Annotated in this window: 9 protein-coding genes; 2 read left to right on the top strand and 7 right to left on the bottom strand. The window is 50.2% G+C overall.

Annotated elements, in window-relative coordinates; all coding sequences use genetic code 11:
* Nucleotides 1-104 precede the first annotated feature (104 nt).
* The 3 genes from LKD71_RS16470 to LKD71_RS16480 all read right to left on the bottom strand — a co-directional run bounded on the left by LKD71_RS16470 (nucleotide 105) and on the right by LKD71_RS16480 (nucleotide 6,024).
* Nucleotides 105-1,376, bottom strand: a complete 1,272-nt coding sequence (locus LKD71_RS16470; protein ID WP_227616239.1) for an ABC transporter substrate-binding protein — start codon at nucleotides 1,374-1,376, stop codon at nucleotides 105-107.
* Between the two features lie 126 nt (nucleotides 1,377-1,502).
* On the bottom strand, nucleotides 1,503-2,486 hold the full coding sequence (locus LKD71_RS16475) for a LacI family DNA-binding transcriptional regulator (protein ID WP_178045039.1): 984 nt from the start codon (nucleotides 2,484-2,486) through the stop codon (nucleotides 1,503-1,505).
* A 247-nt stretch (nucleotides 2,487-2,733) separates the two neighbouring features.
* Complete coding sequence (locus LKD71_RS16480) at nucleotides 2,734-6,024, bottom strand: alpha-L-rhamnosidase (RefSeq protein WP_227616240.1); 3,291 nt, start codon at nucleotides 6,022-6,024, stop codon at nucleotides 2,734-2,736.
* Between the two features lie 213 nt (nucleotides 6,025-6,237).
* Here LKD71_RS16480 and LKD71_RS16485 point away from each other — a divergent pair, with 213 nt between their 5' ends.
* Nucleotides 6,238-7,122 carry an AraC family transcriptional regulator gene (locus tag LKD71_RS16485; RefSeq protein WP_227616241.1) on the top strand — a complete coding sequence of 295 codons (885 nt, stop codon included), beginning with the start codon at nucleotides 6,238-6,240 and terminating at the stop codon, nucleotides 7,120-7,122.
* Between the two features lie 2 nt (nucleotides 7,123-7,124).
* On the opposite strand, the gene LKD71_RS16490 is transcribed toward LKD71_RS16485, so the two are convergent.
* The 4 genes from LKD71_RS16490 to LKD71_RS16505 all read right to left on the bottom strand — a co-directional run bounded on the left by LKD71_RS16490 (nucleotide 7,125) and on the right by LKD71_RS16505 (nucleotide 16,715).
* Nucleotides 7,125-10,196: a glycoside hydrolase family 2 TIM barrel-domain containing protein gene (locus LKD71_RS16490; RefSeq protein WP_227616242.1), complete on the bottom strand. Its 3,072-nt coding sequence runs from the start codon at nucleotides 10,194-10,196 to the stop codon at nucleotides 7,125-7,127.
* 299 nt (nucleotides 10,197-10,495) lie between these two features.
* The gene (locus LKD71_RS16495; protein ID WP_227616243.1) at nucleotides 10,496-12,889 is read right to left on the bottom strand and encodes a glycoside hydrolase family 31 protein; all 2,394 of its coding nucleotides are present in this window, start codon (nucleotides 12,887-12,889) and stop codon (nucleotides 10,496-10,498) included.
* 50 nt (nucleotides 12,890-12,939) lie between these two features.
* Nucleotides 12,940-14,484 (bottom strand): ASKHA domain-containing protein, encoded by a 1,545-nt coding sequence (locus LKD71_RS16500; protein WP_227616244.1) that lies wholly within the window; start codon nucleotides 14,482-14,484, stop codon nucleotides 12,940-12,942.
* A complete protein-coding gene (locus LKD71_RS16505) occupies nucleotides 14,484-16,715 on the bottom strand; it encodes an amylosucrase (protein ID WP_227616245.1) in 2,232 nt (743 codons plus the stop codon). The genes LKD71_RS16500 and LKD71_RS16505 overlap by 1 nt, the downstream gene beginning before the upstream one ends.
* Nucleotides 16,716-17,234: 519 nt before the next feature.
* On the opposite strand from LKD71_RS16505, the gene LKD71_RS16510 reads away from it, so the two are divergent.
* On the top strand, nucleotides 17,235-17,822 hold the full coding sequence (locus tag LKD71_RS16510) for a manganese efflux pump MntP (protein WP_227616246.1): 588 nt from the start codon (nucleotides 17,235-17,237) through the stop codon (nucleotides 17,820-17,822).
* Nucleotides 17,823-17,948: the final 126 nt, after the last annotated feature.

A 17,948-nucleotide genomic window follows, 5' to 3' on the forward strand; every position in this document is an offset into this window, starting at 1 on the left:
TGCGGGAGCTGCTTTGCAGCGGAGCAATTCGTAGGCATCAGTTGGGGGCAAAAGACCTTTTGACCCCAACATCATCATAATATCATAGTTACAGAATTTCTGACTTACTCTACATCCAGTCTTCTGTAGTTGCTCGCAACATCGTCTTTAAACTGTGCAATTGCTGCATCTTTATCAAGCTGTCCATTCAGATAAAGATCTACGTTGTTCAGCATCAGATTGCCGATCGTATCATCATATTTTGTTACGATATCGGTATTGATCTTGTCCATCTGATCGGAGAAAAATTTAAAGGTGTTCTGACCTGCACACCAGGATTCTTCATAACCGCTGTCTGCAATCTCTTTATTTACGGATTTCAGGCTGGTGTAGTCGCCTTTATCATTCGCATACTGAGTCAGGAAATCTTTGTTGGTGCATACGAATTTGACATACTCTGCTGCCAGTTCTTTATTCTGGCTTTCCTGATAAACGCCAAGGTAAGAACCACCGTTAAAGTAAGCTGCCGGCATGGAAGCAATTCCCCAGTTTCCTTCAGAATCCGGAGCTCCGGTCTGGATGACATACTGAAGTCCCCAGGTCGGTTCTGCATATCCGAAAACAGAATCATCCGCACAGGATGCATACCATGCTTCTGACCAGGTGTCAATCTTTGCGTCATAGTCGTTATCTCTTACGGTTTTGGCAAGATCAAAAAATTCCGGAATATAATCATCCATCTGGAATTTATTTCCATCTACCCAGGCAACGGATCTCATGCCATAGTTTGCAAACTGCCAGAGATCCTTATAGCTTGCGAACATATGAGTCTCGCCGTTGCTGCCCTCTTTCAGTTTTTCAGCTACATCCAGCATACCTTCTGTAGTAGAAAGCATCTCGGAAATTTCATCGGGATCATCGGTTCCCAGATACTTCTTCGCGAGGTCTCTCTTATACCAGAAACCACCCGGCGTTGCCTGATAGCTCAGAGCCTTTACATTTCCATCGCTGTCGGAACCAAGCTTTACGGTATAATCTTCCGAATCACTCACATCAATGTTATACGGATCATCCGTCAGAGTTTCCCAAGCATCAGACTCAATATAGTTTTTTACTGTCTTTACATCTGCATAAAAAACATCCGGTCCCTCGGTGCGGTTATCTACGATGGTCTGCATTTTCGTGTCGTAATCAGTTCCGATCATGGTGTAATTCACGGTCACATTCGGATATGCTTTCTCAAAAGCTTCAATCTGATACTCAGGGTCCGTCGTCCAGCCCCAGACTTCCAGCGTTCCGCTTAAGTCTGTGTTCGTCTCTGCCTCTGCCGCACTTCCAGTCATTGCCATACCGAAAGCCATAACCCCTGCCATTAAAAGTGCCCATTTTCTTTTCATGATACCATCCTCCTGTTAATATAAATTTTTTTATTATTTTTATGAAACCGCTCCCATTTTTGAGTGCAGACTTGGGAACGTTCCCATTTTCAAGAAAAACTAATATTTTGTTGCGATTTCATACCCTTATACGGTCTCTTTTTCGATCAGAACCGCTTCAAATTTTTTAAATTTTGCATAATCCTGATTTTTTTCTATTTTATTTACGATTGCTTTCGCCGTGTATTCAGCCATCGCATCCAATGGCTGGCCAATCGTGGATAAATGAACCTGCGATTCATAATTGACAAACTTGGTATTATCAAAGCCTAAAACAGCAAGCCGGTCAGGCACTGCTACTTTGGCCTCATATAACCCCTGCAGAACGCCGTAGGCCATCAGGTCAGTCTCACAAAATAAGGCATCAATGCCAGATTCAACAATTTGCTGCGTAAGCCTGTAGGCATTTCCATAATCACGATTTCCAAAAAATTCTTTTTCAATCGTGCATCCTGCTGTCTCCATGCATTTTTTAAAACCTGAGAATCGTTCTTCTCCTTCCCAGAAGCTTCCATCCGGACTGCCGTGAAGATAGCCAATTCTCTGATAACCTCTTGAGAGAAGCTCCGACGCTGCCAGATAGCCGCCCTGTTCATTGTCTACCTGTAAAGCCATTGCTCCATCCAGCGTAACTCTCGTCTGAAAAAGCGCCACCGGCATATTCATCTGAACAATTTTCTCAACATTTTTCTGCAGGGCACAGCTTCCTACGACAACGTATGCATCCACTTTTCCATAAAGCATTGAGATTTCTCTGTCGCAGCCTGCCTTCGTATTTTGAGCAACCGCATAAATCACATCATAGCCATACTTCTGAAAACCTTTCATGAGACGATCATTAAAATAGCCGTAAAACGGATCGCTGATGGTCTCACTGGTTATTACTCCAACCACTCCATTCTTTTTTCCTGCCAGCTGCTGCGCTGATGTATTCGGAACAAAGCCAAGGCGCTCAATCGCATTTAGCACCTTCTCCTTCGTATCCGGTTTTACCAGCTCACTGTTGGCCAACACTCTTGAGACAGTTGATTTAGAAACCCCCGCCTCCCTTGCCACATCAATAATATTCATTGTCAGTCATTCTCTTTCGAAAGTAATGGGAACGGTTTCATTCCTCGTTCATTATATGATTTGTCTATAGAAATTGCAATACCCTTTTATTTTTTCGTGACATTGTCTAAATATCGTAATATTTTTTTGTGGAATTTTCTGGTGAGAGAGGTGTGGATTCTACAGGTGCTCAGTCTTCGCCTAATCACAACCGCGGCCCCGGGCCACAGCTCAAACTGTAGCCCGGGGCCACGCATTTTCTCAATATTTATACCGTAAACTCATGTCTTCCTGAACCTAATTCCTCGCTTTTACCACCCGGCAGAACCAGGGTTGCTCTGGTGTTTACCGGGATCTCGCACTGGTAGAGGATGCGGCCGTTCTCTTTTTTCCAGCCGCTCTCGATAACTCCGCAGGGGGAGTTCACGCTGCCTTTGGCCCAGGTCAGATCGCCGATCACAGGCTCCAGGCGGAAATGGGTGAAGCCCGGATGCTCCTCCTCTCGGCGGATGCCTAAGACATACTGGTAGAGCCAGGAAAGCACGCTTCCCAGGGAATAATGGTTGAAGGAGTTCATGGCGTTCTGGCCGCCGAAGCCCTTCTCCTCGGTAAGGGAATCCCAATGCTCCCAGATCGTCGTGGCTCCCTGGGTTACCGGATAGAGCCAGGACGGGAATGCCGTCTGGAGCATCAGCTTATAAGCATCCTCAGAAGCTCCCGTATCGCAGAGAGCCTGGTTCAGAAGACCTGTTCCAAAGAAACCAGTTCCAACGGTGTGGTTGGCAGCTCTGGTCTTCCGAAGCAAATGCTTAGCCGCTGCCTCTCTGTCCTCCATGACGCCGTACTGCAGGCCCAGTACATAAGAGCACTGCGTATCACAGGGCTTGCCTTCCAGGGTCCGGGTTTTCTTCGTCTCGGGATCCACGAAAGTATCGTTCCAGTAACGGCGGCATTTTTCTGCCAGTTCGTGATAGGTCTTCGCACCTTCCTCATCCTTCAGAATGCCGGCGATCTTTTCCATCAGGATAGCTTCTCTGTAGTAGAAAGCGTTCCAGAGCAGAGGAAGATCTGTCTCTTCCGGGGCCAGCCAGTCGCCTAAAGGCCCTACTGCCGGGCTTCCTGCTCCCGGAAGGCCTTTGTCCTTCATATATTCCATGTACTTTTTCATGCCCGGATAATATTTCTCCAGAATCCGTGTATCACCGTACTGCTCGTAAAGCTCATAGGCGATGAAAATGCTGGCGCACTCATAGGTCACGCCGCCGAAACCGCCGCCCACCGGCGCGATCTCCGGATACTGGCCTTCCCCGGTCTGCAGATCCTCGAAAGCCTGCAGATAGCGCTCATAAAAGAGTTTCAGATCGCTGTTCAGAAGAGCCGTGTGGCAGAATACATGGGTGTCGCCTGCCCAGCCCATGCGCTCATTTCTCTGGGGGCAGTCCGTGGGAATGTTGATGAAGTTGCAGAGCTGGGACCAGTGTACATTTTCCGTAAAACGGTTCAGAAGGGCATGGGAACTCTCGAAGCTTCCGGCAAATTTTTCGATGGAGGAATACTGGAGACTCTCCACCTCGGAAAGAGCGGGCGGATTTTCCACACCGCTGATCTCGATGTAGCGGTAACCGTGGAAGGTGAATCTGGGCTGATAAACCTCGCCCTCCTCGCCGCTGCAGATATAGATATCGGTGCTGGTGGCGTCACGGTAGTTTTCCAGCATCAGCTTGCCCACATTTTCTCCATACTCCGGAAGATTCGGGTAGAGCACCTCCGCATAGCGGATGATGACTTTGGTGCCTGCTTTTTCACGGAAATGGATGCGGGGCACGCCGGCCATCTCCTGCTCCAGGTCGTAAATGTAAATCTTCTCACCCTGATCGAGCCGCTTTTTGGCGCTGCGGACAGCCGTCACATGAACCGGCGCCGGATAACCGCCCTCGAAGGAGACTTCGCCGCCATGTACCTGAGGCCAGCTTCTTCCAAAACCAGCCGGGAAGGTCCGGTTTTCTGCGATGACCGGAAGCTCCCAGGGCTCTTTTGCCGCTGCGCTCCATCCGCTGTCGTCAAAATCAGCCAGGGAAAAGGCATCGTAAACGCCTTTCTTTCTGGCATCGTACTGCTCGCCCAGGAAAAATCCGCTGTAACGGTAAGGTCCGTCGCCGAAATATTTCCAGGTTTCCGGATTCGTGGTGTAAATCTCCCGGTCGCCGTCGGCAAATTCCAGAACGATTTTGGCCAGAAGAGCCTCTTTATCACCAAAATAATTATAATTTTTTACCACAAATGTCTGGGCATCGCACCACCAGCCGGAGCCAAGAGCTACGCCGATTCCGTTGTTTCCGGGCTTTAAGATTCCGGTCAGATCGTAAGCCTGATAGTTCATCCGCCTGTCGTACTGGGTCAGTCCCGGAGCCAGAAGATTTTCTGTGATCCGGGCGCCGTTTACATGAACGTCATAGATACCTCGGGCCGTCACATAGAGCCGGGCTCTCTGAAGAGCCGCATCTTTCCGCACCGGAATATTGCTCCGAAGCATCGGAATCGCACCTCTCGAGGGGTCCTTCGTGATCTGGGTTCCGCTGACGGCAAAGCAGCCCTCCTCCTTCGGAAGCTCTGCAAAAATGGAAGACACTTTCTCCGGTGTTTCCTCCACAAAGGTTCTGCCCGGCGTCCGGAGATTTTTTACAGTCAGATCTTTGAAGTAAGCCGTGTCACCTTCCCCTGCAAAAAATCCGATCTCGTTCAGTCTCGGATAGGTGAGCACATCGTTGTGGCCTCTGGGATTCAGCACGCGGCCGGAAATTTTCATAGGTCCCATCGCGGTCTCCGGCACATCCACCGGCTTCTCGTCCAGATAGGTGAAGGCCTTGTCGCCGTCCACCACGATCTTTAAGCAGTGAAACTCATCAAAGTTCACATTTTTGTCCAGCTCTACTGTCGCGAACGGCACGTCCTTTTTGTCGTCCTTCGCATAGCCTACCCGGTAAATATCCAGCACCGGCGTCTCACCAGCCCGGTTGATCTCGTAGCGGATGTAGTTTTCGCCCTCCAGACCATACTCGTTCTGGTTGTGGTCCAGAAGACGGAAATCGTTGGCTCCGAAGACAACGCCGGCCCGCTTGCTTCCCTCTTTCATGCGAAATGTACTCTCCAGCACGAAGACGCCTCTCGCATTGGCAGCCACATGGAAATCCGGCGCTCCGATCCAGTCGGCACCTTCCCAGACGCTCTTGTCTTTTTTCAGAAAACCGGTCTCAAAAACGGTCTCTGCCACGGCTTTTCTGCCGTAATTATCGGTCACTTCCACCTGTACCACATAGGCGGTGCAGGGCTTTAACGCCTTTCCTTCATAGGTGATTCCGGTGGAAACGTCGGTAGACAGAAGGCCGGAATCCCAGACCTCTTCCTCCGTTTTCGCCTCTCTCACACGAATCTCAACCGCCGTCTGGAGGGTGTCCTTTTTGTCAGAAGAAAGCTGCCAGGAAAAACGGGGCGCTTTTTCGTCCAGCCCCAGGGGCGAACGAAGATATTCCACAAGAAGTTCTGTCAGTGATAATCCCATAGTAAAACCTCCCTAAATTTGTGATTCTGCGTGTCCGAAGGCCACCCGGCCCGGCCACTCTGTTAAGGCCAGTATACACCTTACTTCCACCGACGGACAGATGATTTTTCTCCCGAAAAAATATCAGATTTCGACTTTTTTCTTCGGAATATGAGTTGTTTTTTGGCGAAATTTTTCTTATGATAACAGTATCAAATTTTTTCGGAGGCATCTATGAAAGAAAATCCATTTTCCGACCTGACCGCCCTGGCCCTGCGGCATGAAATTGTCAGCACCGCCCGTTTTCTGCCCCTTCGCTGTTTCTTCAGTGACGACGGAATCTCCTACGTTCCGCCCCATTTTCACGAGGATCTGGAACTCATCCATCTGCTCTCCGGCGAACTCTCCGTCACCGTAAACCAGAAGAAATTCACAATTTATCCCGGAGACACGGTACTTTTCAACACAAATACCATTCATTCCACACTTTCCGAGCGTGCCGACACCACGGCCCATGTGCTTTTGCTCCCCTATGAGCATCTCAGGCGCTGTCTTCCCAATCCGGAGTCTTTCCTCTTCGAGCTGCCCCTCCTCTCCCGGGACGAGGCCGATCCCATAAAAAAAGAAGGGCTTCAAAAGCTCTCCTCTCTTCTCGCTGCTGCCTGCAAGCTCTGTCAGGAACAGCCGGATTTCTATCAGGCGCAGATTTTAAGTCTCATTTACGAACTGATCTATCTTCTCTGCACCACCTTCCCCGCTTCCGGAAAAAATGCCGCCCCGGGAAAGGAATATCGCCACTATGACCGGCTCCGCACGGTGACGGCCTACATTCACGAACACTATATGGAGCCTTTGACGCTGGACGAGCTGGCTGCCCAGATTTCTGTGACGCCCGCCTATCTCTCCCGTTTTTTCAAAAATTCCCTGCATCTTACGATCACCGAATACCTCACTTCGGTGCGGATGGAGCACGCCTACACGGATCTCATCACCACGGACTATCCGATTCACGAGATCTCCGAGAAAAACGGCTTTGCCAGCTATGCTTTTTTTGTCCGGAAATTCAAAGAGGCTTACCGGACCACTCCCTTGAAGGTCCGGAAAGCCTCTGAATTATAAGCTTATGCTTCTGGTTTCAGACGCAGCTCAAAATGAAATTCGTTTTCGTCCAGCCGGTATTTCTCGATCAGCTGAGGTCCGCAGCTGTTGGAACCGATGCCGTTCTGGCGGTAGTCCAGGCAGAGCACGGTACTTCCGCACTCCTCCAGCTCATAGTTGTGAGCCTTATTCGTCAGCTCTTCCTCTGTATACACGGAAGCGTTGAAGGAGAAGGTCTGACCGCTCACTGCTGTGAGAGATGTTTTTCTCTCCGGCAGAAGGTGGCCTGCATTGCTGCTGAGGGTCACATAGTCACAGTCGTAGTGGCTGCCGTTTTCCTGGGGACGGATATAATCCTCGTGAAGGTCCGTTACCGGAGAAGAGAACTCCCCATGCCAGCTGGCCCGACGCTTATCCATATAGCTCTCCACAGGACCAAGGCCGTAGTAGGTCACGTCCTTCATCTCCTTCGGCAGGAAGAGACGGAGGCCAAAGCGGGGCAGCATCGGGAAAATCGGATTTCGTTTCACATCCATGGCTATATCCACGGTTCCGTCTGCCTGAATGTTCCAGGTCACCTGAATATCCAGAATCCGCTGAATGTAAATGGCAGAGATGGAAAGTGTGGTCTCAATCTTCACTTCTTTTTCCGTTTTATGTACTTTCGTCTCATAAGCTCTCGTCACAATCCGGTCGTACTGGGCCTTCATCCACTCCAGCTTGATGTTCCGGTCATTGTCCGTGGGCGCTCTCCAGATGTTGTACTCCATCGGACGATCCAGAAGACTCTGATTTTTATAAACCATCTTTGCGAAAACGCCGGTGAGCTTATTATAAGTGTAACAGAAATCATCGGAGGAAACGATGAGATAATGGTCGTCCTCATCCACAGCAAAGTTTTTTCCTGCATGGCCGGAAGCTGCCAGAAGCGCTTTTGCCGTCTGGTTCACATTCTCAGCTGTCTTAACAGCAAGCTCGTCAAAGCCCAGCTCGAAGCCTGCGGGAAGCACCTCCGTGGCCTCCTTTAAAAGATAAGTCAGCTTCAGGAAGCATTTTCCTTTTTCTGCCTGAGGTACCGGAAGGGTGATTTCTTTTTCCTCATGGGCCGGAAGATCCAGAACTGCCGGATCGTCGATGATGCCGTTTTCCACGGTCACGCCGTCGATGGAGGCCTCGTAACGAATCATCAGAAGATCTTTCAGATTCGTGAAATCCATGTAGTTATGAAGAACTGCGGTACCTTTTTCCTGGTCAAAGGAGATGACACGCACGGGACGGTGTACATTCTTGAACTCCAGGAGTCCCGTATGCGGTGTGCGGTCCGGATAAACTAGGCCATCCATGCAGAAGTTTCCGTCATGGGGATACTCGTTGTGGTCGCCACCGTAGGCATAAACCTTTTTGCCTTTGATGGTCTTTCCAAGGTCGATGGCGTGATCGCACCACTCCCACATGAAAGCGCCGCAGGCTCCGTCGTAGGACTGGATAACCTCGAAATAATCCTCCAGATCACCCGGGCCGTTGCCCATGGAGTGGCAGTACTCGCACATCACAAAAGGCTTGGTGCCGTCCTCTTTAAAATAGTCACGGATCTCATCCAGAGAAGGATACATCCGGCTCTGAAGATCAATGACGCTGTAATCGTATTTCCGCTTGTCGGACACATAGCGGGAACTCTCGTAATGGGTGAGACGGGTGGAATCAAATTTCTTCGTCCATCTCAGCGCCTCCTCAAAGGTGCAACCGTAAGCGCACTCATTTCCCATGGACCAGATCACGACGCTGGGGCGGTTTTTGTCACGCTCCACGCAGCGCTGGGTACGGTCCACAGTGGACTCTGTATACAGAGGATTGTCCGCAATGATCTCATTCCAGCGTTTGGATCTGGATTCCCAGCTCGGATCCGTATCGTAAATATCCGATGTTCCGTGACTCTCATTGTCCGCCTCATCGATAATGAAAAAGCCCAGACGGTCATAGAGCTGATAAAAATGCGGCGCGTTGGGATAATGGCTGGTGCGGATCGCATTCATGTTGTGTTCTTTCATCAGGGTCAGATCCTTCTTGATCTGATCCAGGCTGATGGCAAAACCAGTCACCGGATCGCTGTCGTGGCGGTTGGTTCCGTGGAATTTGACCTTCACACCGTTGATGTAGAGCACGCCTTTTTCCGTATGGATCTCGCGTATTCCCACCTGCTCGGTGATAGCCTCCTCCCCAGTGGAAAGAACCAGTTTATAGAGATATGGATCCTCTGCACTCCAGAGATGAGCATTCTTCACAGGGATAGAAACCTGTCCTTCCGCCGTCACCTGGGCAAGCGTTTTTCCCTCCGCATCGGAAAGGGTAATATTGACCGGCACCGGCTCTTTCCGGTAGGTAAAATCAATGGTGATCGTTCCGTCCTGATAATCCTCAGAAGGAATCGCTTTCACAAAATAGTCCTGGATTCCGTTTTCCGGACGGTTCAGAAGATAGACATCGCGGAAAATGCCGCTCATACGGAATTTGTCCTGATCCTCAAAATAGCTTCCGTCACACCATTTCACCACCAGAACAGCCAGCGTATTTTCGCCCTCGCGGAGCAGCTCAGTCACGTCAAACTCACTGGTGGAATGGGAAACCTGACTGTAGCCCACAAAGCTACCGTTCACCCACACATAAAAGCAGGAGTCCACACCCTCGAAATTCAGGTAAGTCTTCGGAGCTTTCGAGTCCTTCTTATAGGAAAAATACCGGACATAAGCGCCGCAGGGGTTCACCACAGGAACATAGGGTGGATCCATCGGGAACGGATAACGGACATTCGTGTACTGGTGATGGTCATAGCCGTAATTCTGCCAGACACCCGGCACTTTCACCTCATCAAAAGCAGCCGTGTCATAGCCATCCTGGAAAAATTCTTCCTTTACATCATAAATATTCTCGAAATAACGGAATTTCCAGTCTCCGGAAAGCAGAAGAAAACGGTCTGATGTCTCTCTCGTCTCCGGCTGAAGATCCATGGGCACCGATGCCGGGATGTAATAGGCACGGTTCGGCATGGTATTTTTGTGAAGTACATTCAGGTCTTCAAAATACTTTGGTACGATCATGTTGTAAAATCCCTCCTGTCAAAAATAGCCTGTACCTCTATTATAAAAAATCTTTCTGTTTTTTTCCATACCTAAGTGTAACCCTTTTATAAAAAAAGCAGACCGGCTCTTCTTTTTCAAGAATACCGGTCTGCCATTAAAAATTTTTGTAACTATTCAGAGCCACACCTCGATTCCGCTACGCTTCATCCCGTTGTGGCTTCTCGCCAAATAGATTTCCAGTCTAAAGTGTTCGTTCATGCAAGCATGACTCACACTTCTGGCTGAAAATCTGCTTGGCTCTGAATAGTTACAAATTTTTAAGCCTCGTAAGCCGTCAGAATCTCTGCTACAGCGCCGATCAGCTCCGGCTCCAGGTTCAGAGCCTGAAGCTGTGCAAGTTTAGCCGCTGTGGAAATCTTCTTCTGCATCAGCGCGTAAACGCCCTCTTTCTCATAGAAATCCAGCTCGCCTCGATCCAGAAGATCAAAGATCATTCCTTCCACATCGTTGCTTCCAAGTCCGCCCTCAGTCATGGTAACGGTGATCTCCTCGGTCACATTGTTTTCCGGAAGCGCAACGGTGAGACAGCTCTTAGCCGCATCGTAAGTCTTCTCCGCAGAAACCTCTTTTCCGCCGACAGAAACTGTCACGGCAGAATCTTTTACGCCGAAGAACTGTACTTTGATCGTTCTCTTTGCCGGGATCAGCTCCAGTTTTCCCTCTGCCGGGGAGATTGTGAAGGTCTTCTTCTCCCAGTTGAGTTCCATCTTTGTATTGACAGCCTCACCCTTTAAGTAAGCGTTGGTCTCGTTGTCATCCTCATAAAGGGTAAAGCTTCCGTCAGCTCCGCCGTATACACGGATTGCCAGAGTTTCCGGATTATGAACCGCTGCGGTTCCGAGAATCTCCCCGGTCATCGGCACGATGGCGCCTGCATGAGCCAGTACCGGAATGGAATGAATATCGCGGTACATATCCAGCGTTCTTCCACCGCTGTAAATCATGCCGGTGAAGAAATCAATGTACAGTCCCTCCGGAAGCCATACCTGGACCTTGCCTCTGTTGACGCCGGAATGCTTCGGTGTGGTGATCGGCGCTACCACAAAGGCCGTACCGAACTCGTACTGGTTCTTCACGCCGTAAGCTTCCCTGTTCTGCGGATAACTGTAGTACATCGGCAGAATCAGCGGAATATTCTCTGCGTAAGCGCGATGGTTCATCGTGTAAAGATAAGGAATCAGGCTGTGGCGCAAGCGCAGGAAATCCGTCATAACTGCACCAATCTCCATGGGATAACGCCAGGGCTCCTTACCCATAAACTCACTCTTACTGCTGTGGAGACGGTTGATGGGTGAGAAGACACCGAACTGTACCCAGCGGGCTGCCATCTCATTATTCTTGTACCCCAGCATATGACCACCAATGTCATGGCTCCACCAGCCGTAACCAATGTTGGAAGCCGTGCTCGTGAAATAAGGCTGAAAATCCAGGGAATCCCAGGTCATATGGGTATCTCCGGAGAAGCCTACCGGATAACGATGAGAACCCGGTCCTGCATATCTGGAGAAGGTGATGGGGCGCTTACCGTCCCGGGCACTGTCCAGATAATGATAATGGTTCAGCATCCATAAGGGATCCAGTCCCGGTAATTTCGTGGTATTTCCCTGCTGCCAGTCGATCCACCAGAAATCCACTCCTTTTTCCTCTTCCGGATGAAGCACACATTTGAAATAAGCCTCCAGGAATTTTTTGCTGGTGATATCAAAATCAACAGGCGCTTCATTGGCTGTATCCACATTGCCAAGTTCTGCAGCGATTGCCGGATACGCCTCTTCATAAGCACGGATACCGTCAGCCGGATGCAGATTCAGAGTGATCCGCATGCCATGGTCATGAAGCCAGGTCATAAAACGTTCCGGATCCGGAAAATAATTTTTGTTCCAGGTGTAACCCGTCCAGCCGCTTCCGTATTTCGGATCCACATCCTCTACCAGATGCCAGTCCATATCGATCACACCGACAGAAAAGGGGATTTCTTCTTTCTCAAAACGAGTCACCAGTTCTTTGTAACTGTCCTCCGTATAAGCATAATAACGGCTCCACCAGTTACCCAGCGCATATCTGGGAAGCATTGGTGTCTTTCCTGTCAGACGGTAAAAATCATTCAGTGCTTCCTTATAGTCATTCCCATAGGTAAAGAGATAAATATCCACGCCGTCTCCCTGACGTGGTGCGATCCAGCCATCCTCTGTCAGGATCAGAGACTTGCTGTCATCCAGAACCGCACAGCCATTCTGAGACAGAATACCGTCCTGAAGAGCACATGCGCCATTTACACCATCAAGTGTTCTGGCGGTACCGCCTAAGTTTCCGTCCTCTTCCCCGTAGTACCAGTTAGCGCCGAAGGGATGAAGTCCGCCTATGGCTTTTACCATCAGACTGTTTTTGGAAAAAGGCCCACCGGAATAAATCACATGCATGCGGTCTGTGAAAAGCTCAAAGCCTTCTCCGTCCTTCACCAGGCGATGGGGAACTGCATCAAAACGACGGTTCCAGACAGACTGCGTCGGACGGTCTTCAAATTTTCCATCCTCACGGTATTCCATTCGGATCAGACACGGTGTCAGAAGTGTAAAACGATAATTCTTTCCCTGTACGGTATTCTCTTCCCTTCCGACAGGCTCCATTGTCCATAAATGATTTTCGAACATAGTTTCCTCCTTTTACCCTCTTTCAGGCGGATATTCCCGCTCTGGTATTTTCAGTTCGTTTTTTTCGAAACTGTTTTCTGCATTTTACTACGTTCTTCCAGCTTTTTCATCACGCTGGGATAGCGCTCCAGATCCGTATGCGGGAGCGCCTGGGCTGCTACCATAAGTTCCAGAAAATCATCGACAGCCCCAAACTGAATATATACCATTTTGTCCAGGATGTCATCCAGTTCATCCAGGATTTTTTTATCCAGAAGAAGCCTTCCTGCGCCCTCCAGAGAGGAATTTCCCGCATTGATGAGCTTCTCCCGGTCCATATCGGGGTACATGCCAATCGTGACGGCGGATTCCTTGGAAACATGCTTTCCAAAAGCGCCAGCCACATAAAATTCCGAGATGTCGTTCATTCCGATCCCGGCTTCTCCGAGCATGTACTCCACCATCGTGGAAGCGGCGGCCTTGGTCCTTAGAAATTCATCCACATCCGACTGGTAAAAAAACAGCCCAGGGGCATACTCCACCGCATACATCCCGTCTTTTTCCTGAATTTTTTCGCTTTTCTCCGGGACGAATTTTCCCCGAAGATCGATCCAGCCCGCCAAAAAAAGCTCCGCCAGAAGGTCGATGATCCCGGAGCCGCAGATGCCCTTCGGCCTTCCGCCTCCGATAACTCCCAGCTCAAAACCGTTTTCCGTAAGTTTCACCCGTTCCACAGCGCCTTCGGAAGCCCGCATGCCCGTACGCACAACGCCGCCCTCCAGGGCAGGGCCTGCCGCTCCCGCGCCGCAGAGAAGAAACTCCCGGTTTCCGACTACCAGCTCGCCGTTGGTGCCTATGTCAAAAAAGACTGAGATTCCTTCTTTTTTATAGAGCTCGGTGGCCACCATACCGCTGATGATATCGCCGCCCAGATAATTGGATTTTCCAGGATAACAATAGACATAACCACTGACCGGAAGCTCAAGCTCCGCTGCCGGAAGAAAGCCCGGCCGGTCCGCCTGCACGGCATAGGGCGTCTGGAAAACGCAGAAGGCATCCAACCCCAGGAAAAAGTGAACCATTGTGGTATTTCCCGCCAGCACCAGCTGAATCGAGCCCCCCGGCGCAATGCCGGTCTTTTTCTCTAATTTCTCCAGCACCTCCCGGATGCTCCCCACAGCGGCCCGTCTTAGCTCCTCCAGCTTTTCCGGCTGATCCTTGCTGTAAAAGATCCTGGTCAGGATATCCGTACCGAAGGCAATCTGCCGGTTGTAAGCGCTGTCTTCTGCAAGACACTTTCCGGTATTGCAGTCAAAGAGCCTTGCCACCACTGTGGTGCTTCCAAGATCCACCGCCAGCCCATAATGCTCTCTGGTGGTATCTCCTGCCTCCAGTTCTACGAGTACCCAGCAGGAACCGTCCCAGGCCAGAGAGGCCGTCAACTGCCAGCCGGCCTTTTCACAGAGGGGATAGAGCTTCCGCATGACCTTCAGAGTCATCCTTGCCTCATAGCCCAGCTCCCGAAGCGCCGAGAGAATCCTTGCCTCGCTGGAACGGCTGTCCGCCTCCGTGGGGGCAGGCAACTTTAAATACAGTTTCCTGCTAAGGCCTTCCATCAGTTTTCCTTCTTCAGCCAGAAGAAGCCGTTGCCCGGCATCATCACTCCGGAAGCCTTCATTTCCTTGCCGGTCAGAAGATCGCGGTACATACCGTCATCCTCATTGATCCAGGCCATTTTTCCAAACTCGCTGAAGTTGAAGAGGCCGACGATCTTCTCACCCTCATACTCTCTCACGATGCAGATCACTGCCTGCTCGTAGGTTTCCAGCGTGTGGAAGCCTGCAGTGGTGAGGAAAGCCTTCTCGCTCTTACGGATCGTCTCCAGTTTTTTCAGGCCGTCAAAGATCCGCTCCTCCACGGTACCTTTCTTATGGATGTTCTCTTCCAGATCCCAGCGGAATTTTCCTCTGTGGATGTAACGGGAATCCGCAGCCTTTTCCGGGTCATCCTTGTAGCTGTAATCGTTGACCTGGCCAATCTCGTCTCCGCTGTAGAGCACCGGAATACCGGACTGCATGAACATGAAGGCATGAAGCATAAGATCTCTCTTGATGGCAGAATTCATCTGATCTGCATCCTGCTCAAAGCCAGCCTTCTCCACGCCGCACATGGAAGCGGTGGTTCCGCAGAAACGGGCGTCACCGGTCACGGGATCTGCATTGTAAAGCTCTCCACGGCTGTAGCTGTCCTCAGTCTTTCCAAGGAAGAAATCATTGATGTACTGTTTGTGAGGACGCTCCTCCATGCCCCACCATTTCAGGGTATCGTAATCCAGACCCCAGCCGATATCGTCGTGGCAGCGGAGGTAGTTCAGGAACACATACTCTTTGGGAAGACCGCTTAAAATATCCATCTGATTCTTCAGAAGACGGGTATCTCTGGTAGCCACAGAGTTCCAGGTGGTTGCCATGGTGGTTACGTTGTAAAGCATATGGCACTCCGGCTTCTCAACGGTTCCGAAGTAGGGAGCAACCTTGGAGGGCTCCATCACAACCTCACCCAGAAGCAGGATGCCCGGGCAAACGATCTCACCGATCATACGCATCATACGGACAATGGTATGTACCCGTGGCAGGTTTCTGCAATCGGTTCCCAGCTCTTTCCAGATATAGGGAACGGCGTCGATACGGATAACGTCGATACCTACGTTGGCGAAGAACAGGAAGTTGTACATCATCTCATTGAAGACCCGGGGATTGCGGTAGTTCAGATCCCACTGGTACGGGTAGAAGGTGGTCATAACATAGTGGCCGATCTCCGGAAGATAGGTGAAGTTGCCGGGAGCCGTCGTCGGGAATACCTGCGGAACAGTCTTCTCGTACTCCTGGGGAATCCGGTCATTGTCAAAGAAGAAGTAACGGCTCATATACTCGCCCTCTCCTCTTCTTGCGCGGACTGCCCATTCGTGATCCTCGGAAGTATGGTTCATAACGAAGTCCATGCAAACGCTGATCTTCTTATCGTGGCAGGCCTTGGTCAGATCCTCAAGATCGTCCATCGTGCCAAGTTCCGGCTGTACCTTGCGGAAGTTGGAAACGGCATAACCGCCGTCAGAACGGCCTTTGGGAGTCTCCAGAAGCGGCATCAGATGTACATAGTTGACACCACTCTCCTCCAGGTAATCCAGCTTGGATTCTACGCCCTTTAGATTTCCTGCAAAGTTGTCCACATAGAGCATCATGCCCATCATATCGTTCTTCTTGTACCAGTCCGGATTGGCCTCACGCTCACGGTCCAGAGTCTTCAGTCCCTTGCGGCGCTCGGTGTAGAAACGGTGCATCTGCCCGCAGAGTTCCTCAAACATCCAGTCATTCTGGTAGAGCTCAGTGTACAGCCATTTCAGCTCGTCTCTATGCTTTGCAAAACGGCGCTGGTACTCCTGCTCCTCCAGCTCTTCCTGGCGTTTGGTCTGCTCGGCGGCTGCGGCGGCTTCTTTCTCGGCCTTGGCTTCTGCTTCCGCTTTTGCCTTGGCTTTTACTTCCTTCTCAGCTTTCGCTTTGGCTTCAGCTTCTGCTTTTGCTGCGGCAGCCTTCGCTTCTGCCTCTGCTTTGGCCTTCGCAGCTTTTTCAGCCTCTGCTTTAGCTTTCTCCTGGGCTTTCGCCTCAGCTTCCTTCTCAGCCTTCGCTTTCGCTTTTACTTCCGCTTTCACAGCAGCTGCCGGGGCGCTTACCTTCTCCTCAGCTTTCTCCTCAACAGACTTTACAGCTTCCTTCTGAGCGGTCTTTGCAGCCTCTCTTATAGCATCCTGCACGGTATTTTTACCTTTTCTCTTTGCTCCTTGCTTCATTCTTTTATCTCCTCCTCAATCTGTTCTCGACAAATCTTCCTAGCGGTAATTCACCTTTCTTCGGAAAACGTTTTCACAAAAAGTTCCACTTCAAAGCATTGTTATCCGAAAGTCTCATTCAACTTGATATTATACAGCATTCCCCGCTTCTTGTCCATATGGCGAAGATTCCAAAAATTACGGTTTGAAATCGTTGTTTTCACCAGTTTCGGTCATTTTTCCCTCAAATTCGGAATACGTTTTCATAGCCGATCTTTTTTATTTATTGACAAAACTTTCTCATTATGTTATGATTGCGAAAATATTTCCGTGAGGGAGTAGCATGCGCGTGAAAACCGCGTAGCAAGTCAACATACTGACCCTTTGGTCTGGCTTGTTTTAAATTGCGAGACTCATGTATAACGCACCATCGCTATACATGTTGCCGTTTATCAGTTCTTCGACCCAGGTATGACGTGTGCGTCTTTACCGGGGTTATTTTTTTGCCCCAAAACGAGACTATGTTTGGAGGAAATCAAAATGAACTGGAGCTTTTTATTTTTCTTTAACAGCATTCTTTTAGGCGCAGGCCTGGCCATGGATGCTTTCTCCGTTTCGATGGCAAACGGACTTAACGACCCGAAAATGTCAAAAAAACGGATGCTCTGTATCGCCGGCACCTTTGCCGCCTTTCAGGCTTTCATGCCTATGACCGGATGGATCTGTGTCCATACCATCGTCGAGTATTTCAGCGCCTTTGAAAAATTCATTCCCTGGATCGCCCTGATCCTGCTGGCCTATATCGGTGGAGGCATGCTGCTCAACGGTATCCGTCACAAAGATAAGGATGAGGTTTCCCACACCCGGCTGACCGCCTGGGCCCTTTTCATCCAGGGTGTCGCCACTTCCATCGACGCTCTTTCCGTCGGCTTCACCATCGCAGAGTATGACTGGCTCATGGCTCTTGTCTGTTCCCTGATCATCGCTACCGTTACCCTGATCATCTGTCTCTCCGGTCTCGTGATCGGAAAGAAATTCGGAACCAAGCTTTCCAACAAGGCTGAGATGCTCGGCGGCATCATCCTCATCGCCATCGGAATCGAGATCTTTGTCAGCAACGTATTGTGAACTACTCGGTAACTGAGTTACCAGAGCATCTGAATAGAGGCGGGATACCGCCTTTTTCAGGGTGCGTCCATGACACCACTACTGTTTACTCTTTCGAGCTATACAGCTACTTTTATGATTTCCGGT

Origin of the sequence: Fusicatenibacter faecihominis, from assembly GCF_020686945.1 — a bacterium.
Taxonomy (GTDB): domain Bacteria; phylum Bacillota; class Clostridia; order Lachnospirales; family Lachnospiraceae; genus Limivivens; species Limivivens faecihominis.